General features: G+C 71.8%; 15 protein-coding genes. 8 read left to right on the top strand and 7 right to left on the bottom strand.

Annotated features, from left to right (window positions below; translation table 11 throughout):
* Positions 1-32 precede the first annotated feature (32 nt).
* From OG344_RS03915 to OG344_RS03880, 8 genes are all read left to right on the top strand, one after another.
* A complete protein-coding gene (locus tag OG344_RS03915; RefSeq protein WP_405087007.1) occupies positions 33-323 on the top strand; it encodes a hypothetical protein in 291 nt (96 codons plus the stop codon).
* Positions 324-345: 22 nt separating this feature from the next.
* Positions 346-3,390, top strand: a complete 3,045-nt coding sequence (locus OG344_RS03910; protein WP_405087006.1) for a TcpE family conjugal transfer membrane protein — start codon at positions 346-348, stop codon at positions 3,388-3,390.
* A gap of 85 nt (positions 3,391-3,475) precedes the next feature.
* The gene (locus tag OG344_RS03905) at positions 3,476-5,953 is read left to right on the top strand and encodes an ATP-binding protein (RefSeq protein WP_405087005.1); all 2,478 of its coding nucleotides are present in this window, start codon (positions 3,476-3,478) and stop codon (positions 5,951-5,953) included.
* Entirely contained in the window at positions 5,950-8,574 is a 2,625-nt protein-coding gene (locus tag OG344_RS03900; RefSeq protein ID WP_405087004.1) for a hypothetical protein, read from the top strand. The genes OG344_RS03905 and OG344_RS03900 overlap by 4 nt, the downstream gene beginning before the upstream one ends.
* Positions 8,575-8,593: 19 nt before the next feature.
* Positions 8,594-9,256: a hypothetical protein gene (locus OG344_RS03895; protein WP_405087003.1), complete on the top strand. Its 663-nt coding sequence runs from the start codon at positions 8,594-8,596 to the stop codon at positions 9,254-9,256.
* Positions 9,253-10,398, top strand: coding sequence for an NlpC/P60 family protein (locus tag OG344_RS03890; RefSeq protein WP_405087002.1), 1,146 nt, complete (start codon positions 9,253-9,255; stop codon positions 10,396-10,398). Before OG344_RS03895 ends, OG344_RS03890 begins: the two co-directional genes overlap by 4 nt.
* Positions 10,395-10,784: a (deoxy)nucleoside triphosphate pyrophosphohydrolase gene (locus tag OG344_RS03885; RefSeq protein WP_327047867.1), complete on the top strand. Its 390-nt coding sequence runs from the start codon at positions 10,395-10,397 to the stop codon at positions 10,782-10,784. The genes OG344_RS03890 and OG344_RS03885 overlap by 4 nt, the downstream gene beginning before the upstream one ends.
* A 137-nt stretch (positions 10,785-10,921) precedes the next feature.
* Positions 10,922-11,959: a hypothetical protein gene (locus OG344_RS03880; protein WP_405087001.1), complete on the top strand. Its 1,038-nt coding sequence runs from the start codon at positions 10,922-10,924 to the stop codon at positions 11,957-11,959.
* Between the two features lie 86 nt (positions 11,960-12,045).
* Here the strand turns inward: OG344_RS03880 and OG344_RS03875 are convergent, their stop codons facing one another.
* The 7 genes from OG344_RS03875 to OG344_RS03845 form a co-directional block, all read right to left on the bottom strand.
* Positions 12,046-12,798 (bottom strand): succinate dehydrogenase/fumarate reductase iron-sulfur subunit, encoded by a 753-nt coding sequence (locus OG344_RS03875; RefSeq protein WP_405087000.1) that lies wholly within the window; start codon positions 12,796-12,798, stop codon positions 12,046-12,048.
* The gene (locus OG344_RS03870) at positions 12,798-14,690 is read right to left on the bottom strand and encodes a fumarate reductase/succinate dehydrogenase flavoprotein subunit (protein WP_405086999.1); all 1,893 of its coding nucleotides are present in this window, start codon (positions 14,688-14,690) and stop codon (positions 12,798-12,800) included. Before OG344_RS03870 ends, OG344_RS03875 begins: the two co-directional genes overlap by 1 nt.
* Before the next feature lie 27 nt (positions 14,691-14,717).
* Entirely contained in the window at positions 14,718-15,521 is an 804-nt protein-coding gene (locus OG344_RS03865) for a hypothetical protein (RefSeq protein WP_327047863.1), read from the bottom strand.
* Between the two features lie 195 nt (positions 15,522-15,716).
* Complete coding sequence (locus OG344_RS03860) at positions 15,717-16,154, bottom strand: response regulator (RefSeq protein ID WP_327047862.1); 438 nt, start codon at positions 16,152-16,154, stop codon at positions 15,717-15,719.
* Positions 16,147-17,790: an ATP-binding protein gene (locus OG344_RS03855; protein WP_405086998.1), complete on the bottom strand. Its 1,644-nt coding sequence runs from the start codon at positions 17,788-17,790 to the stop codon at positions 16,147-16,149. Before OG344_RS03855 ends, OG344_RS03860 begins: the two co-directional genes overlap by 8 nt.
* Positions 17,787-19,001, bottom strand: a complete 1,215-nt coding sequence (locus tag OG344_RS03850; protein ID WP_405086997.1) for a PP2C family protein-serine/threonine phosphatase — start codon at positions 18,999-19,001, stop codon at positions 17,787-17,789. The genes OG344_RS03855 and OG344_RS03850 overlap by 4 nt, the downstream gene beginning before the upstream one ends.
* A 93-nt stretch (positions 19,002-19,094) precedes the next feature.
* The gene (locus OG344_RS03845; RefSeq protein WP_327047859.1) at positions 19,095-20,021 is read right to left on the bottom strand and encodes a LysR substrate-binding domain-containing protein; all 927 of its coding nucleotides are present in this window, start codon (positions 20,019-20,021) and stop codon (positions 19,095-19,097) included.
* Positions 20,022-20,047: the final 26 nt, after the last annotated feature.

The following is a 20,047-nucleotide window of genomic DNA, read 5'->3' as shown; positions in this document are numbered from 1 at the left end:
ATCGCTGATCCATACCCCCGGGAGGGCGAGAGTTGATTGTGAAGACCATCGCGGATCATTTCCTTGATCTGGCCGCACCGTCGTCACCGGCGCCGGTGACGGGCATCAACACCGAAGGTCTCGCTGATTTCCTCAGGAAGTTCTTCGCCCCGCTGTTCCTCGCGGTCGTCTCCGTCGTGGCGATCTTCTTCCTCTTCACCCGCGAGATCACCAGGTTCGTGCAGTTCATCATCCTGGCGATCGCGATCGGTGTGATCTTCTATGTTCCCAACATCATCGAGGTGACAGCGAAGGCCATCGCGGGCGCGCTCGGGATCAAGTGATCGGGCGGAGAGGAGGTTCGGGGTGGATCTGCCCACATATACCAATATCTGGCGTATCGAGAAGCGGCTGTACAAGCTGTACGACCTACGGCTGCCGATGCCGCTTCCGGTCGTCTGGATCGGTGTGTTCGTGGGTGTCTCCGTACCCTGGTGGCTCTTCCTCCTCCTGGTGAGGCTGCCGCTGGAGGCGCCGTGGCACGTCGTCTACCTGGTTCCTCCCGGCGTGCTCACCTGGCTGTCCACCCGTCCGGTCATCGAGAACAAGCGTCTCACCGAGCTTCTCCAGTCGCAGGTTCGCTACATGGCCGAGCCCAAGACCTGGTGCCGGATGGCTCCGTTCGACGAGCCGGACGAGATCGCCCTCACCGGGCGCGTCTGGCGGGCCACCCCGCCCGCCCCCACCGGCAACGGCGGAGCCGTCTCCCGCGGGGTCAGAGCCAGGGCGCGCCGCCCGATCTCGGTCAAGATCGCCGCCGGTCCGGAGACCGCGCACCCCGCAGGCGCCGCACGGGCCGCCGCGGCGCGGGCGGGCGGGCCGCCGCTCGACCCGTCCCGCGTCGTGCGCCCCGCTGTGGCCGCCGCTGCCGCCGCGGCCGTGCCGGTCACCACCGGCAGCCCCGCCCCGCTCCCCTGGAGCGGCGCCGCGGCCGCCGCCAAGCGTGACACGACGGGCGACGTCACGGGTGAGCGGGTCTACTCCCTGCCGCACCCACCCGCGCCGGTGAGCCCCGCCCGCACGGACGATCCCGTGCGGGACCGTCGCACAGACGGGCCACCCGCCGGACGGGACGACGGCGCTGCCCACAGCAGCACGGTCCTTGGCAGCACGGGCCACGACAGCACGGGCCTTGGCAGCACAGGCCTTGGCAGCACGGGCCACGACGCGGAGCCGCGGGACCGGGGCTCGGACAGGCGGGCCCCCGGCGCGAGCCCCACCGCCGCCTCCGAGGCCAACTCCGAGGCCAACTCCGAGGCCAACTCCGAGGCCAACTCCGAGGCCAACTCGGAGACGCATTCCGAGCCCCGGGCCGAGTCCTCTTCCGAGACCCATCCCGTGCCGCCCATCGGCACGGAGACGCTGCGCCGCCTGCGCAGGCTCGCCGCGTCCTCCGAACCCCGCGCCGTACGGCCCGCCGCCCCGGCCTTCTCGACCCCGGACCGACACGATGCGGATGACGAGCGGGCCGCGGACCTCCCGGCCGCACCGGCCGTTCTGGAAACCACCGCAGACACCGCCCCGGAAGCTGCCCAGGAAGTCGTCCAGGAATTCGCGCCGAGGACAGCTTCCGACCGCGACGAGGCCGCGCGACAGGACGCGACCGCGCCTGGCGGGGCCGAGCCCGGCGCTCTCCAGGCTGCCTCCGAAGCCGCCGCCGGGCGGGCGGACGACGAGCGGGACCACGACGAGCGGGACCACGACGAGCGGGACCACGACGAGCGGGACCACGACGAGCGGGACCAGGGCGGCGGGAGGAGCGAAGCCCCCACGCGGCCCGACGACGCCGATGTCCTCGCGCAGCACCGCAGGGGGCGGCCGCCTCGGCTGGTGCGACCCCGTGAGCAGGGCGGCGCGTGGGGAGAGGTCATTCCCGCGACGGTCCATGCCCAGACCTCGCCCGATCGGCCCGCGGACATCGCGGACGCCAATGACATCGGGGACACCGGGGACGTCCCGGAGAACGCCGAGCCCGCGGGCGTGACGGTCATCGGGCCGGTCCGGATCGGCCCGACGGCGGCTGCCGGTCCCTCGGACGCCAACGCCAACCCCCAGGACAACCCCAAGGACAACCCCAAGGACAACCCCAACCCCAACGCCAACCCCAAGGCCAACCCCGACGCGGACGCGGACCGGGCCGGTGAGGTGCCTGCCCCGGCCGCGCAGCCGATCAGGATCAGGCCGCCCTATTCACAGCCCCCCGCCGCGCACCGCTCCGAGCCGCGGCCGCCCGGCGTCCAGACCGGGGATGCCCAGCCCGGTGACGCGGCGGGATCGCCCGGTCCGGCGGGCAAGGGGAGCGTCACGCCTCCGGCGGGTCCCACCGGAATGCCGATCCGGACGGTCCCGGCAGTGCCCCGCCACGCGGCCCCGTCCGGCGCGCGGCCCACGCTGCCGGCCGCCAGGCCCGCGACCGGCCGTCCGGGGCACGAGGAGCAGCCGAGGCTGCGCCGGGTCGAGGCGGTGGTGGGCCGCGACCCCTCCGGCGGCTGGCGGCGCCTGGCCCAGGTGGTCGTGGGCGGCAGCCGTACGGACGGCATGGAGGTCGACGAGGCGCGCGCCCGTGTCCCGCTGACCAGCAGCAGGCGGATCATGGTGCTCGGCTGCACGGGCGGCGCCGGGCAGACGACCACGGCCTTAATGCTGGGCCACACGCTGGCCCGATACCGAGACGACCGGGTGCTCGCGCTCGACGCGAACACCGGCGAGGGCACGCTGACGACGAGGATCGCCGCCGAGTCCCCGGAGACGCTGAGCTCGCTGCTGGAGGGCTCCGAGGAGGTGAGCGGCTACCTCGGCATGCGGTCCTACACGACGCGCTGCGAGTCGGGGCTGGAGGTCGTCGGAGCGGACACCGACGACCGGGTGACCCAGCGCCTCGCGGAACGCGCGTTCCTGGCCGACTGGCGCCGGACGCTCGCCGCGCTCGACCGGCACTATCGCCTGACCGTCATCGACCCCGCGGCCGCGCTGGCCGCCCGCCTCCTGCCGTACGCCGACCAGCTCGTGCTGGTCGCCCCCGCGAGCGAGGACGCCTCCGAGGCGGTCGCCATGACGTACGAGTGGCTCGACGGCCACGGCTGCTCCGACCTGCGGCGGCGGGCGGTCATGGTGATCAACGGAGTGAGCCGCCGCAGCCTCCCCGACGTGGAGCAGGCGGAGGCGGTCGCCAGCGGCCGGTGCCGGGCGATCGTCCGCATCCCCTGGGAGGACGAGCTGGCGCCCGGCCGGCCGGGACCGGTCGACATCACCCATCTCCGGACAGGCGGCCGCAGGGCGTACGTCGCGCTCGCGGGAGTGATCGTGAACGGCCTGGCGGCGGCCCAGGCCAAGCAGGAGGTGGCGAGATGAACGCCGGACGCGGGCCGCGGCGAGGGCGGTCGCGCGGGTCCGACGGGTCCCGGGACGTGCGATCAGGAGAGCTGGTGAAAGGTCGATGAGCAGGGCGCGCAGTCGCCTGGCGGTGCGGTACTTCGATGATCGGGTTCTGCTCACCGACTCGGCGGCCTGGGCCTACTTCCGCCTGCCGACGGTGAGCTACGAGTTCCTCACCCCCGAGGAGCGCGAGGCGCTGGCCACGAACGTCACGATCGCGCTGGCCGCGATCAGGATGCCCGACGCCGAGGTGCACCTTCGGGTCGCGCACCGGGCGTATCCCGCCGCGGAGTGGGCGATGGCCCTCAACGCGACCTCCGACGAGGGCCCCGGGTGGCGGGAGTACCTGGAGGAGATGTACCGCCACGTCTGGGCCAAGGACTTCTGGAGCAAGGAGGTCTACCTCGGCGTACGGCTCGGCCCGCGCGGCGCCCAGCTCGGCACCGGCGTCCTGGCCCAGATGTTCGGCTTCTACCAGCGCGGTGAGAAGAAGCTGGGCATCGAGGACGACCACGTGCCGGACCGGGAGATCGCCCGGTGGACCGAGGCCGCCGAGCGGCTCGGCCGGGCGCTGGGCTCCAGCGCGCTCTACGCCCGCCACGCCACCTCGACCGAGATCGCCTGGTTGTTCCAGCACGCCGCGGCGGCCGGTCTCGGCGAGCCGCTGCCCTCGGCGTCGTCCCGCCGCAGATGGGGCAAGGGCGAGATCGAGGCGCTGGTCGAGGGCCAGATCCACAACGGCAGGTCGCTGCTGCGCATCCAGCAGCCGGCCGGCGAGGCCTATGTCGCGCACCTGTCGTTCGCCCGGTTCCCCGATCTCATGCCGTTTCCCGACGGCGAGCCGTGGCTGCACTTCGCCGACCAGCTTCCCTTCCCCGTCGAGATCTCCAGCCGGATGCGGCTGATCCCCCCCGTACGGGCCAGCAAGGACGTGGCGCGCAAGCTCGCCCACGCCCGTGACATGGACATCCACATCCGCGAGGCGGGAGCCGAGGCCCCGCTGGCGCTGGCCGAGCAGATCGACGCCGCCCGCATGCTGGAGCACGGCATCACCAAGGAGCGGCTGCCCTTCGTCTACGGCTGGCACCGGCTGAGCGTCAGCGCGCCGACCGAGGAGATGTGCGTCCAGCGGGTCGAGGCCATCGTCGAGCACTTCCGCGACCTCGGCGTCGACGTCGTCAACTCCACCGGCGACCAGTTCTCGCTGTTCTGCGAGGCGCTGCCGGGGGAGCGGCTGCGGGTCAACGCGTACGCCCAGCGGCAGCCGCTGCGGACGATCGCGGGCGGCATGGCCACCGCGACCGTCGAGATCGGCGACCGGGTCGACGAGTCGAACGCCGGGTGGATCGGGCCGTACGTCGGAGAGACGCTGGGCCGGGCGCGCAGCATCGTCCACTTCGACCCGCTCGTCGCGGCGGCGCGCAACCGCCCGACGGCCATCGCGATCACCGGTGAGCCCGGCGGCGGCAAGACCACGCTGGCGCTGCTGCTGATCTACCAGATGGCGCTGCGCGGCGTCACGATCGCGGTGATCGACCCCAAGGGCGACGCCGAGTCGCTCGTACGGCTGCTGCGGGCGCGGGGCCGCAAGGCGAGGGTCATCCCGCTGGGGTCGGCCGCGCCGGGCCTGCTCGACCCGTTCGCGTTCGGCGACGACATCGCGGCGAAGAAGACGATGGCGACCGAGACCCTGCGGCTGCTGCTGCCGAGGATGTCGGAGGAGCGCGAGTCCGCCATGATCCAGGCGGTCGCGGCGGTGTCCAACGAGCCCGACCCCTCGCTGGGGAAGGTGGTCGGCCACCTGGAGCAGTCGTCCGACCCCGCGTCCAAGAACCTCGGGGCCGTGCTGCGCTCGATGTCGGAGATGCACCTCGCCCGGCTCTGCTTCGACGCCTACGGCGGCGAGCAGATCGACACCGCGGGCTGGACGACGGTGTTCACGCTCGGCGGCCTCACGCTGCCCGACGTGGCGACGGTCAGGGACGACTACTCCTACGAGCAGCGGCTGTCGGTGGCGCTGCTCTACCTGGTGTCGCAGTTCGCCCGCCGCCTGATGAACGGGCTCGACCGGCGCACGCCGAAGGCCATCTTCCTCGACGAGGCGTGGGCGATCACGTCCACCCCGGAGGGCGCCAAGCTCGTGCCCGAGGTCTCCCGGATGGGCCGTTCACGCAACACGGCGCTCGTCCTGGTCTCGCAGAACGCCGGTGACCTGCTCAACGAGCAGGTCACCAACTGCCTGTCGTCGGTGTTCGCGTTCCGGTCCACCGAGCGGGTGGAGGTCGAGCACGTGATGGAGCTTCTCGGCGTGGACCCGTCGGAGGATCACAAGGGCGTGCTGCGCTCCCTGGGCAACGGGGAGTGCGTCTTCCGGGATCTGGACGGCCGGGCCGGCCGTATTGGGGTGGACCTTATCTCCGAAGAGCTGCTGCGCTGGCTTGACACCAATCCGACACACGACAAACCCGGCGAGAACATGCATGATCTCTTTGACGGGGGCTCCGGTCGGTCGGGGGTCGCGCAGGAGGTGCGATCGTGAGCGTGCGCAGGAACGGTCCCAGAGGCCGCACCAGAGAGGGCGCAAAAGAGGGCGGCAGACGCGGCGGGAGGCTCCGGCGGAGCCTCGCCCTGCTGTTCGTCGCCTTCGCGGCGTTCGTGACGCTGCCGCTGGTCTTCCCGGCCGGCACGGCGAGCGCCGACGGGATCTGCGAGCTGTCGCCCAAACTCGCCCCCGAGATCGTGGGCGGCGGCGTCGACGGCCTGGTGCGGCCCCCGGCGCCGGAGGACGCGACGGCCGCCACCACCGGCAAGCCGCCCACCGGCGCGACGGACGGTGCCGGGGGTGCTGCGGACGGCACGGCGGGGGGCTCGGCGGGGGGCACGGCGCCGAAGGAGCCGCTCACCAACTACGAGCGGTACGGCATGGCCGGGCAGTTCTGGCACACCTACGGCCTCGGGTGCTCCGACGTCACCGCCGTCCTCGGCAACGCGTGGGCCAACACGGTCTTCTCCTGGGCCAAGGCCGTCGACCGGCTGACGATCAGCACGTACCAGGCGGCGGCCACCGAGGGCCCGCTGCAGCCCATCAAGGAAGTCGCCGACGACATCGTCAAGAACCTCGCCGACGCGATGTACTGGCCGTACCTGCGGCCGGTCGTCATCCTCGGCGCGATCTGGCTGGCCTGGTACGGCCTCATCCGCAAACGCGCGACGACGACCACCGAGGGCGTCGTCTGGATGGTCCTCGCGGTCACGGTCGCGATCTGGTTCTTCAGCCGCCCGGGAGACTTCACCGGCCTCGGCAAGACCGTGACCGACAAGACCGGCGAGATCGTCAACTCGGCGTTCTCCGGCCTGCCGGGAGCGGGCGGCGCGTCCTGTCTGCCCATGAAGGCGACCGAGCCGGGCGAGGTGCCGGGCGAGCCCACGGCGGGCGGCTACGGCCGGCAGGGCACCCCCGGCGTGGCCCAGAACGCCGACGCGCTGTGGTCGATCCTCGTCTGCAAGCCGTGGCTGATGGGTGAGTTCGCCACGGCCGACCCCAACGCCGGTCTCGTGAAGGGCCTCGGCCAGAAGGTCCTCGACCTCCAGGCGATCGACGCCCAGGAACTGGCCGCCAAGCAGACTCCGGCCTCCGACTCGCACCAGCAGCGGTTCGAGGAGGAGGTCGCCAAGCCGCTGCAGAGCACTCCGGTGTTCTTCCTCTTCCAGGGCAAGGACTGGACCAGCCGCCTCGGCATCGCCATCGGGGCGTTCATCGCGGCGATGGTCGCCGGTCTGCTCATCTTCCTCGTCGCGGTGTCGCTGCTCGTGCTGAAGGTCGGCTTCCTGCTGCTGCTGATGCTCGCGCCGGTCTTCCTGCTGATCGGCGTGCATCCCGGCTCGGGACGGATCATCGCCATGCGGTGGCTGGAGATGCTGGTCGGCACGCTGCTCCGCCAGGCCGTGCTCGCGCTGGTGCTGGGCATCCTCGTGTACGGCTACGCGCTGATCATCTCGACCAACCTGCCATGGGGCATGCAGATCCTCTTCATGGCGCTGATGACGATCGCGGTCTTCTTCTACCGCCGGCCGTTCCAGCATCTGTTCGCCTCGATGGACGGGCACACGCTCGCCACCCGGATGCTCGGCGAGGCCGCGACCGCGCCGACCCTCTCCCGGGCCGCCTCCGTGCTGCCGCCGGTCGCGGCGGCCCGGGCGGGCCGGTGGGGCCTGCGCAAGGCCGAGCCCGTCATCGGCGCCGCCGCGATGGCGAGCGGCGCGGGCGCCGCCGCCGCTGCCGCTGCCGCCTCCTCCGTGGCCCAGGGCCGGGTGCGCGGAGAGGAGGGCGCGGGCAACGTCCCGGCCCAGGCCGGCGCGCGCGCGGGGGCGCAACCCGCGCCGCTCGACGCCGACGGGCAGGCGGGCCGCCGCAAGGCCGGGGTCGCCGCCGCACGTCCCGGCACCGCCCCGCCGCTGAACCTGTCCGGCGTACGGCCGGCCGGGGCCCGGGGCCCTTCGAACGGCCCGGCCAACGGCTCTGCGAGCGGCCCTGCGCAGGGACGGACACCTGGACGGGTCACGGGAGGCGGGGCGGCGCCGTCACGGCCGTCCGGGCCCTCGGCTCCGTCCGCGCCGCCGCGGCGGGTGACGGGAGCCGCGGTCACCGGCGTCTCCGCCTCCTCCGCTCCCTCCGCGCCTCCCTCCGCCGCTCCCACGGGCGGGTCCGGTGGCGGGTCAGGTGGCGGCTGGTTCAGCGGCCGGTCCGGCGGCTGGGCCTCCCGGCCGTCGTCCCCGCGCGGCTCCGGCGGCTCAGGTGGCGGCTCAGGTGGCGGGTCGGGCAGCATCTTCGGCGGCGGCTCGGGCCGCTCGCCGCGGGGCTCCTCAGGTGGCGGGCCGGGGAGCCTGTTCGGCGGCGGTTCGGGCCGCTCGGGTGGTTCGGGAGGCTCGGGCGGCCTGTTCGGCGGCTCGTCCCGCCGGGGTGACACGGGCCGCTCCCGTCCGGCGCCGCCGCCACGTGACTCGCGTGACTCGCGTGACTCGGGGTCGTCCGCCGGGCGTTCGCGTCCGGCCGAGCCGCCCCCGCTCTGGCTGCCGAGCCGGGGGCAGAGCACGCGCCGCGAGGGTGACGCCCCGGCCCCGTTCTGGACCAAGCCGGCCGACCGCGACTCCGGCGAGTGACGGGACCACCGACGAGGCCATGAGAAGCCGGAACAGCGACCGGGGCAAGGGGCTCGCCTTCGGGGCGGCCGTGGTGGTGCTCGCCGCCGTCGGCGTCTACCTCACCATGAGCCCGCCCTCGGACGGCGACGAGCAGGCGAGACAGCAGTCGGTGGGGCGGTCGGCGGCCACCGGGCGGGCGGCCACTGGACGGGCGGCCACGGGGGCGCGGGAGCCCGGCCCGGTCGCCACCACTCCCGGCGCCTTCGACGTGTACGCGTACCTGCCGCTGTCGAGGGAGGAGATCGGCGCGGCGGCCGACCTCGCCCGCCGCTTCACCGAGGCGTACGGCACCTTCTCGTACGACGAGGAGGCGGCGGCCCGCGCCGAGCGGCTCACGGCGTTCGCGACCACCGAGTTCGCGGCCCAGCTCACCAGGACCGTCACCGATCCCGCCGTGGCGGACCAGAACGAGGCCGACCAGGTGGTCTCGAAGGGGTCGGCGAAGGTGGCGTCGATCCGCGACATGACGGGCGCCCAGGTGGTGTTGGTCGTCGACTCCACCCGGCACGTGACGGACCGGAGCGGCCAGAAGGACGTGCCCGAGCGGTTCGCCGTGACCGTCGTCAAGTCGGGCACCGACTGGCGGGTGTACGACCTGCAACTGGCCGACTCCGGCCAGGACGGGGACACCTCGCCGTGACCGTCCCGCCGCGCGGCACCTCGGCAGTCCGCCGGCTCGCCTCGGGAGGGCGGTCCTGGCGGTTGATCGCCGTGGCCCTCGTCGTGATCGTGCCGATCACGCTCTTCGCCTCGATCATCCTCATGACCCCGAGCCCGTCGATGCTCCTCGGCGGCGGCGTGTCCGGGAACTGCGCCGAGGCCGCCACGGGTCCCGGCGCCGGGACGCCCGGGACGGATCTCTCCAAGACGGCGCGGAGCGACATTCCCGAGGACTACCTGGAGCTCTACAAGAAGTTCGGCAAGCAGATCGGCGTGCAGTGGAACGTGCTGGCCGCCATCGGCAAGCGGGAGACGAACCACGGCCGGTCCTCGCTGCCGGGCGTGCGCAGCGGCACCAACTACGCGGGCGCCGCGGGCCCGATGCAGTTCCTCATCAGCACCTGGGGCGGCCAGGCCAAGATGAAGATCGAGCCGGGCGTCAACGGCTACGCCTCGGACGGCGACGGGGACGGCTTCGGCGACGTCTACAACCCGGCGGACGCCATCCTCGGCACGGCCAAGATGCTCAAGCGCAACGGCGCCCCCGATGACCTCAGAAAGGCGATCTTCGTCTACAACCGCGCCACCTGGTACGTCGACCAGGTCCTGGAGATCGCCAAGCGCTACGCCGCGACGGGGGAGATCGGCCTGCCCGCCGAGGCCGACCCCGCCTGCGACTCGGGGTTCGTCGACAGCGCCCCCGACGACGTCGTCCGCCAGATCCTCCAATACGCTCTGGCGCAGCGGGGCAAGCCGTACCGATGGGGTGGCACCGGCCCGGACGCCTTCGACTGCTCGGGGATCATCTACATGGCCTACCGGAACGCCGGTCTGAGCATCCCGCGGACGACCTTCGGCCAGTGGCCCTTCGGCACGCGGATCGAACAGGGCGAGGAGCAGCCCGGCGACCTCGTCTTCTTCGACGCCGGGCCCGGCACGTCCAAGGACAACCCCGGGCACGTCGGGATGGTCGTCTCGCCCGGAACGATGATCGAGGCGAGGTGCACCCTCTGCGGGCCGATCAAGGTGACGACCTACCGCGACCGGCCGAACATCGTCGGCTTCACCCGGCCGCTCCGCAACGACACCGTGCTGGCGCAGCTCAAGCGGGCCCAGACGTGACCGGCAGGCTGGTCGTGGGCGCCGCGATCGTGGCGGACGGCCGGCTCCTGGCCGCCCAGCGGTCCGCTCCGCCGGAACTGCGCGGCGGCTGGGAGTTCCCCGGCGGGAAGGTCGACCCGGGGGAGGACGAGCGCGCCGCGCTGGTGCGCGAGTGCGCCGAGGAGCTCGGCGTCGACATCGTGGTCTCGCGTCGCGTCGGCGGGGACTGGCCGTTGCCGAACGGCCATGTGATGCACGTCTGGCTCGCCGGGCTCGCCGCGGGCGTCCCCCGGCCGATCGAGCACCTCGCGCTGCGCTGGCTGGAGCCGCACGAGCTGTACGACGTCGCCTGGCTGCCCGCGGATCTGCCGGTGGTCGCCGCGATCGAGACGCTGTTGCCCGGATAGCTGTTGCCCGGACAGCTGTTGCCCAGATAGCTGTTTTCCGGATAGGACGCGGAATCGTTCCCTGAGACCGGCTTTGCGGTCCCGTGGACCGAACTACAATCGGTGTTGACCTCGCACACGCTGACAGGAGGCGATCGGTGATCGGACGCGCATACATCAGGGCCGCGTCCTCGGCCGCCGCGTCGCTGGCAATCGCCACGCTGGCGGTCGTGGTCATCAGCCCGGTGCTCGGCGCGACCGCCGACCCGGTGAAGCCGTGCGACCCCACTCAGGGCGACGAGTGCGACGTCGTCACGGTCACCGTCACGCAGACGCCGCCGGTCTCGCCCAGCCCGACCGCCGAGCCGGTGGTGACGAAGACCATCACCGTCACCCCGACGCCCAAGCACACCACCACCAAGCCCACGCCGACCCACGCCACCACCCCGCCCTCGTCGACCGGCGGACAGCAGGACCAGCAGGGCCAGCAGGGCCAGCAGCCTCCCGCGACCACGGAGCAGTTCCCCTCGACGACCGACGTTCCCACCGGGGCCGACGGCCCGTCCGCCACCTCCACCCCGGAGAGCGAGGGGCAGGTGAGCCTGCCGCCGGCCACGACGCCGGAGACCCCCCAGACTCCCACCGCGGCCGCGTCGTTCGAGGAGCCCGCGCCCGACACGGTGCCGTACGAGATCCGCAACGCCTCGCCCGAGTACGACAAGGCGTCGCTGGCCCACCGGCTCGCGATCCCCGCCGGCGTGCTGCTCGGCATCGCGCTGATCGCCTGGCTGATCTTCGAGGGCAGGCTCCGGCGGATGGCCCACGCCGCCGCCGTACGGCGGGGTGGCCCGGTCGCCGCCATGCCGGTCGCGCCGGAGACGCCGGCCGCCTATCCGGCGGGTTCCGGCTACGCCCCGATGGTCGGCTTCGTGCCGGTCCAGCCGTACGCGCAGCAGCCCTACCCCCAGCAGCCTTACCCCCAGCAGTACGCCATGCCCTATCCGCAGCAGCCCTACGGCTACGCCGTGCCGTACGGGTACGCCCAGCCGTACGGCTACCCGGCCGCGGACCCCGCAGCACAGGCGCAGGGGCAGGCGCCGGCGCAGCAGGGCGGCGTGCCCGACCCCTGGAGCACGGCGGCCGGAGAGCCCCAGCAGCGCCCGGGCGACACCCCCGACGCCCAGCCCCGGCCGTAGAGACCGGCAGTAGACACTTAAGAGCAGAACACACGAGAGGCGCCGCCCGGATGAGCCCGGGCGGCGCCTCTCGTGTCACGCGCAGGTCAGTGCTGGCGCTTGAAGATCTTCGAGCCCAGCCAGACCAGCGGGTCGTACTTCCGGTCGACCACGCGCTCCTTCATCGGGATGATCGCGTTGTCAGTGATCTTGATGTGCTCGGGACAGACCTCGGTGCAGCACTTGGTGATGTTGCAGTAGCCGAGGCCGTGCTCGTCCTGCGCCGGCTCCTTGCGATCCGCCACGTCGTACGGGTGCATGTCGAGTTCGGCGATCCGGATGAAGTAGCGCGGGCCGGAGAAGTTCGGCTTGTTCTCCTCGTGGTCGCGGATCACGTGACAGACGTTCTGGCACATGAAGCACTCGATGCACTTGCGGAACTCCTGCGACCGCTCGACGTCGATCTGCTGCATGCGGTATTCGCCCGGCTTCACGTCGGCCGGCGGCGTGAACGACGGGACCTCACGGGCCTTCTGGTAGTTGAACGACACGTCCGTCACCAGGTCCTTGATGACCGGGAACGTCCGCAGCGGCGTGACCGTGATGGTCTCGTCCTCCTCGAAGGTGGACATCCGGGTCATGCAGCCCAGGCGCGGCCTGCCGTTGATCTCCATCGAGCACGAGCCGCACTTGCCGGCCTTGCAGTTCCAGCGGACCGCGAGGTCGGGCGTCTGGGTGGCCTGGAGCCGGTGGATGACGTCGAGGACGACCTCGCCCTCGTTCACCTCGACGGTGAAGTCCTCAAGCCTGCCCTCGCCGCCCTCACCGCGCCAGACGCGGAACTTCGCCTTGTATCCCATCACGACTCCTTGACGGCGGCGTCGTACTCCGCCAGCTCTTCTTCGGTGAGGTACTTCTCCAGCTCGCCGCGCTCGAACAGACTGATCAGGTCGGAGCGCATGGACGGCTGGACCCTCTCCTCGACGTTCACGCCCGACTCGTCCGGCGTCAGCGTCACGCGCAGCAGCCTCCTGCGCCACTCCGGCGACATGCCGGGGTAGTCGTCCCGGGTGTGCCCGCCACGGCTCTCCTCACGCAGCAGTGCGGCCTTCGCCACGGCCTCGCTCACCAGCAGCATGTTGCGCAGGTCGATCGCGAGGTGCCAGCCGGGGTTGTAGATCCGGCTGCCCGCGGACGCGGTGTGCCGGGCCCGCTCCTTGAGCTTCTCGATGACCTGGACGGCCTCGCTGATCTCCGCCGACTTGCGGATGATGCCGACCAGGTCGTTCATCGTGCGCTGGAGTTCGTGGTGCACCTCGTACGGGTTCTCCCCGCCGGTGCGCTCCAGCGGCGCCAGCGCCTCCGCCCTGGCCTCCTCGACCAGCCCGGCGGCCGCCGCCGGCCGCCTCGCCAGGCCGTCGACGTACGCCGCGGCGCCCGCGCCGGCCCGGCGGCCGAACACCAGCAGGTCCGAGAGGCTGTTGCCGCCGAGGCGGTTGGAGCCGTGCATGCCGCCGGAGACCTCGCCGGCCGCGAACAGGCCGGGCACCGAGGCGGCGCCGGTGTCGGCGTCCACCTCCACGCCGCCCATGACGTAGTGGCAGGTCGGGCCGACCTGCATGGGCTCCTTGGTGATGTCGACGTCCGCCAGCTCCTTGAACTGGTGGTGCATCGACGGCAGCCGCCGGATGATCTCGGCGGCGGGCAGCCGGGTCGACACGTCCAGGAACACGCCGCCCTGCGGTGAGCCGCGTCCCTCCTTGACCTCGGCGTTGATCGCCCGGGCCACCTCGTCACGGGGCAGCAGCTCGGGCGGGCGGCGGTTGCCCGCCTGGTCGTCGTACCAGCGGTCCGCCTCCTCCTCGGTCGTGGCGTACTTGTCCTTGAACACGTCCGGGATGTAGTCGAACATGAACCGGCGGCCCTCGGAGTTGCGCAGGACGCCCCCGTCGCCGCGAACCGACTCCGTCACCAGGATGCCGCGCACCGACGGCGGCCAGACCATGCCCGTCGGGTGGAACTGGATGAACTCCATGTTGATGAGGTTCGCGCCGGCGAGCATGGCCAGCGCGTGCCCGTCGCCCGTGTACTCCCAGGAGTTCGACGTGACGACGAACGACTTGCCGATGCCGCCGGTGGCCAGCACCACGGCCGGGGCGTCGAAGACGATGAAGTCACCGGTCTCCCGCCAGTAGCCGAGGGCCCCAGCGATGGCGTCGCCCTCTTTGAGCAGGCGGGTGATCGTGCACTCGGCGAAGACCTTGATGTACGCCTCGGGGTCGCCGTGCAGCTTCTCGTCCTCCTGCTGCAGGGCGACGACGCGCTGCTGCAGGGTGCGGATCATCTCCAGGCCCGTACGGTCGCCGACGTGGGCGAGCCGCGGGTACTCGTGACCGCCGAAGTTGCGCTGGCTGATCTTGCCGTCCTTGGTGCGGTCGAACAGCGCGCCCCAGGCCTCCAGCTCCCAGACCCGGTCCGGCGCCTCCTTGGCGTGCAGTTCCGCCATGCGCCAGTTGTTGAGGAACTTGCCTCCGCGCATGGTGTCGCGGAAGTGCACCATCCAGTTGTCGTTCGGGTTGACGTTGCCCATCGCGGCGGCGGCGCCGCCCTCGGCCATGACCGTGTGGGCCTTGCCGAAGAGCGACTTGCAGACGATGGCCGTCCGCTTGCCCTGCTGCCGCGCCTCGATCGCCGCGCGGAGCCCCGCTCCGCCGGCTCCGATGACGACGACGTCGTATTCGTGACGCTCCACCTTGAGATCCTTACAACGACGTGCTGCTTAAGCGAACGGGAAGTTGATGACGCCCTTGGCGACGAGCCGGACGTACAGGTCCGCGACCACGATCGAGACCATGGACGCCCAGGCGAACTGCTGGTGCCGCGCGTTGAGCTTCGACACCAGGGTCCACGCCTTGTAGCGCAGCGGGTGCCTGGAGAAGTGGTTCAGGCGCCCGGCGGTGATGTGGCGGCAGGAGTGGCAGCCGAACGTGTAGCACAGGACCAGGACCGCGTTCACCACGAGGATGACCGTGCCGAGGCCGACGTGCCCCCAGTTGCCGTCCGCGTCGCGGAAGGACAGCACCGCGTCGTACGTCAGGATCAGACCGATGATCGCGGCGACGTAGAAGAAGTAGCGGTGGACGTTCTGCAGGATCAGCGGCAGGCGCGACTCGCCCGTGTACTTGCTGTGCGGCTCGGCCACCGAGCACGCCGGCGGCGACATCCACCACGAGCGGTAGTACGACTTCCGGTAGTAGTAGCAGGTGAACCGGAACCCGCCCGGGAAGGCGAGAATCAGCAGTCCCGGCGGGAGCCGGTACCAGTCGCCGAACGGTGCGAACCCGAACAGCCGGGCCCCTTCCGGACATGTCGCCGCCGCCAGGCAGGGCGACGAGAAGGGGGCGATGTACGACCCGGCGAGCATGCTCAGGTCGAACATCGCCCAGAAGCCGTAAATCAGGAACAAGAAGAGCCCGGCGAACGTGAGCACCGGAGCAAGCCACCATCGATCGGTGCGCAGAGTGCGCACCCTGATCTGCGCGCGTTGTTTCCGTGCCGCGCTCTCGGCCGTTGTCTGGGTCATCGGAGACCTTCCACCCTCACTGACTCCGCGCACGCCGGAGCGGCCGCGCGTGCTCGGGCCGGCGTCGCTCGGGCCGTGCTGCTCGGGCCGTGCCGACCCTGCTGCTCAGGCCGTGCGCGTTATTGGTGGGGCACACATTACGACGAGCACATCACGAACTGTGAGGAGGGTCACTCCTCCCCGCTGTGATCTCGGTCACTTCCCCGGGAGTTTGACCACAGTGACGAAGAATTCGTCGATCTGCCGCACCACTCGGGTGAACTGGTCGAAGTCGACGGGCTTCGTGATGTACGCGTTGGCGTGCAGGTTGTATCCCCGAAGGATATCCTGCTCGGCCTCCGAAGTGGTCAGGATCACCACCGGGATGCTCCGCAGGGCGGGGTCGGCCTTGACCTCCTGCAGCACCTCGAAGCCGTTCACCCGGGGCAGGTTCAGGTCGAGCAGCACGAGGTCGGGCCGCGGCGCCGAGCCGTGCGGCCCCTCGCCGCGCAGGAAGGCCATCGCCTGCTCACCGTCGTGGACCACGTGGAGATTGTTGCCGACCTTGTTGTGCGAGAACGCCTCCCGGCAGAGCAGCACGTCGCCGGGGTCGTCCTCCACCAGGAGAACCTCGATCGGGCGGAACTCACTCAACAGGGTCTCCCAGGGCCGGCAACGTCCAGCGGAACGTGGCCCCGGCGTTCCCGCCGGTGTCGAGCCAGATCCGGCCGCCATGATATTCGACAATCTTGCGGCACAGGGCCAGCCCGATGCCCGTACCGGGATAGACGTCCCGCGAATGCAGCCGCTGGAAGATCAGGAAGATCCGGTCGGCGTACTTCGGCTCGACGCCGATCCCGTTGTCCGCGCAGCTGAACTCCCACACGTCGCCGTCCCGTCGTACGCCGACGTGGACGCGGGGCGGCTCCTCGGAGCGGAACTTGAGCGCGTTGCCGACGAGGTTCTGGAAGAGCTGGGTGAGCAGGGTCCGGTTGCCGAGGACCCTCGGCATGTCGTCGTGCGTGACCGTCGCCCCGGTGTCGGTGAGCCGGGCGTCGAGGTTGCGCAGCGCGGCGGCCAGCGCGTCGCCGCTGTTCATCTCCGTCCGCTCGTCGCTCACCCGGCCGACCCGGGAGAAGTCGAGCAGGTCGTTGATGAGCAGCTGCATGCGCCGGGCGCCGTCCACCGCGAAGGAGATGTACTGCCGGGCGCGGTCGTCGAGCCGGTCGGCGTAGCGCTGCTCCAGCATCTGGGTGAAGCTCGCCACCTTGCGCAGCGGCTCCTGCAGGTCGTGGCTCGCCACGTACGCGAACTGCTCCAGCTCCCGGTTGGAGCGCCGGAGCTCCTCGGCCTGGTTCGCGAGCTGCTGGCGGGCCTCGACGGACGACTGCCACTCGGCCATGATCCGGCGGCGCATGCCGTCGATGTGCCCGGACAGCTCCCACAGCTCGGCCGGCCGGGCGACGCCGAGCTCGTGGTCGAAGTCGCCCGCGGCGACCGCCCGCACCTGCCGGGTCAGCCGCGCGACCGGGCCGACGACGGCACGGCGCACGATCAGCGCGCAGACGACGATGGCCAGCGCCATCGCGCCGCCCAGCACCGCGATCGCCGCGTAGATGGTCGTCCATGCGGAGTAGAGCCGGTCCCGCGCGGTGTCGTGGAGCCGGCCCAGGGCCGCCTGCTGCCGGTCGAGTGCGGTCTTGACGGCCGCGAAGCGCTGGAGGTTGGGCTTGGCCAGGCCGGCGAGCGAGCCGGGACCCTGGTCGAGCGTCCTGGCGACGACCGGCTCGGCGTAGTCGCGCCGCCAGGCGTCGGTGGCCTCGGTGAGCGCGAGGAGTTGGCCGCGGACGCCGTAGCCCTGGGGCAGCCGGGAGACGAGCCTGGCGATGTCGTCCTTCGCCGACCGCTCGTCGGAGACGCCCTTGTGGTAGGCGTCGAGGTACTGCTGCTCCCCGGTGAGCCCGAAGCCGCGGATCGCCCCCTCCTGCGCCTGTACGGCGGTGGCCACCCGCAGCGTGTGGAGGGCGGCCGGGTCGACCGCGTCGACGAGGGTCTGCCGGGCGTCCTGCGCCTGTACGAGCGCGAGCAGGGTCGCGCTCAGGGCGATCAGGAAGACGACCAGCACGCCCGCGCCGGTGAGCAGGAACCAGCGGCTGACGGTCAGGCGGGAGTCCAGCGCGGGCGGGGTGAGCGTGGGAGGGCTGAGCGGGGGCGGGCCGGCGAGGGGCGGCGGCGCGTCCGTCTCCGGCATGCTCGTCTCCTCGGTCCTCGTCTCCGGTGTGGTCGTCATGCCCTGCCCTCCTCCGCGCCCGTGATGCCTGGGATGCCCGTGATGCCTGGGATATCCGTCAGGCTCGCCTTGCCGCGGGAGACGAGGACGGCGGCGACGTCGTCGTGCATGGCGCCGTCGAGACTGGCGATGATGCGGTCGAGGTCGATGCCCCCCTGGGCGCGGATCAGGTTCGCCAGCCCCTCGGTGCCGAGCAGGTCCCGGTTCTCGCCGACTGTGGCCTCGATCAGCCCGTCGGTGTAGAGCAGCAGCGACCACTGGTCGCCCAGCGTGACGTCGATGGGCGTCCACACGATGTCCGGGAAGATCCCGAGCGGCGGGCCGGACGGCGTCTCGGTGACCACCCCGAGCACGCCGTCGCGCAGCAGCAGTGGCGGCGGATGGCCGATGACGTGCAGGCGGGCGGTGGTCAGGTCCGGGCTGATGGCCGCGCTGCACATCGTGGTGAAGATCTCCGGAGACTTGCGCTCGTGCCGCAGCAGCGTGTCCAGCGTCCGCAGCACGTCGTTGCCGGTCTGCCCGGCGAGGACGAGCGTGCGCCAGGCGATGCGCAGCGCCGTGCCGAGCGCGGCCTCGTCGGGCCCGTGCCCGCACACGTCGCCGATCAGTACGTGCACCGCGCCGTCGGGCGTCTGGACGGTGTCCCAGAAGTCGCCCGCCAGCAGCCCGCCCGTACGGCCCGGAAGATAGCGGGCCTGGTGCTGCAGCAGCGCGGGGTCGAGCAGCGGGACGGGCAGCAGGCCGCGTTCGAGCCGGGAGTTCTCCTTGCTGACGATGCGTTCCTGGAGCAGTTCGCGCATGGCGAGGTCGGCGCGCTTGCGCTCGATCGCGTAGCGGATCGCGCGGATCAGCAGGCGGGCGTCGACGTCCTGCTTGACCAGGAAGTCCTGGGCTCCGGCGGCGACCGCCTCGATGCCGGCGTGCGTGTCGCCGAGGCCGGTGAGCACCAGCACGGCCGTGTCGGGGGCCATGGCGATGACCTGCTCCAGCGCCTCCAGCCCGGTGGCGTCGGGCAGGGAGAGGTCGACGACCACGCACTGGACGTCGTCGGTCAGCCGCTCGCGCCCCTCGGACAGCGTCCGCGCCCAGGTGATCTTCGGTGGCCTGTCGGCGCCCGCCAGCAGCTCCTCGACGAGGAACGCGTCGCCGGCGTCGTCCTCGATCAGCAGGAGCGTCAGCGGATCGGGCAGGTCAGGTGGGACGGGGGTCACGAACGCCTCTCGGTCAGCGTCGGCAGCATCGTGGGGACAAACTTATCGTCAGGGGAAGGCTGGGCGCGGCTCACATGCCTACCTATAGAGGACTCACATGGCGACGAGGGCCTCGATTCCGGGGGCGAGGGTCCCGTCGTGCGCGGCCTCGCTCAGGAACGACAGCAGCGTCGAGCGGAAGGCCTGCGCGGCCCGCGTCGGCTCCACGTCCTTGCGGTGGGCGAGGGCGACCGTACGGCGGAGCCCCGGCACCAGCGGCGTGCCCACCAGACCCGGCCGGTTCTCCAGCACCATCGAGGGCACCACGGCGATGCCGAGGCCCGCCTCGACGAACCGCAGCACCGCGTCCATCTCCCCGCCCTCCACCGCGAAGCGCGGCTCGAAACCCGCCTGACGGCAGGCGGCGAGCGTCGCCTCCCGCACGTCGTATCCCCGGCGGAACATCACCAGGGGCCGTCCGCGCAGGTCCTCGATCCGCATGTACGGCTTGCGCCCCCGGTCGCCCCCGGAGGCCACGACGAGGTTCTCGCTCAGGATCTCCTGGGTGACCAGGGACGGATCGCTGCTCTGCAGCGGCAGGATGATCAGCGCCAGGTCGAGCTGGCCGCGGGCGAGGTCCCGCACCAGGTCGCGCGACCCGCCCTCCTCGACCCGCAACTCCACGCCCGGGTAGTCGCGGTGGAAACGGGCCAGCGCGTCGGCCAGCAACCCGGCGCAGAGGGAGGGGGTCGCCCCGAGGCGGACCCGCCCCCGCCGCAGCCCCGCGAGCTCGGCGACCTCGCGCCGGGCCGTGTCGGCGTCGGCCAGGATGCGGCGGGCGAGCGGGAGCAGCGCCTCACCCGCCGGGGTGAGCGTGACGTTCCCCCGCGCCCGGCTGAACAGCGGGGCTCCCAGCTCCGTCTCAAGGCTCTTGATCTGCTTGCTCAGCGACGGCTGGGCGACCCGCATCCGCTCGGCGGCCTGGGTGAAGTGCCGCGTCTCCGCCACGGCCGTGAAGTAGGCCAGTTGCTGGAGCTGCACGCTCGATAGCCTACGGCTATGGTCGC

This window comes from Microbispora sp. NBC_01389, from assembly GCF_045040095.1.
Classification (GTDB): Bacteria; Actinomycetota; Actinomycetes; order Streptosporangiales; family Streptosporangiaceae; genus Microbispora.
Note: the sequence above shows the minus strand (reverse complement) of the source record. Positions and strands in the feature narration are given on the sequence as shown.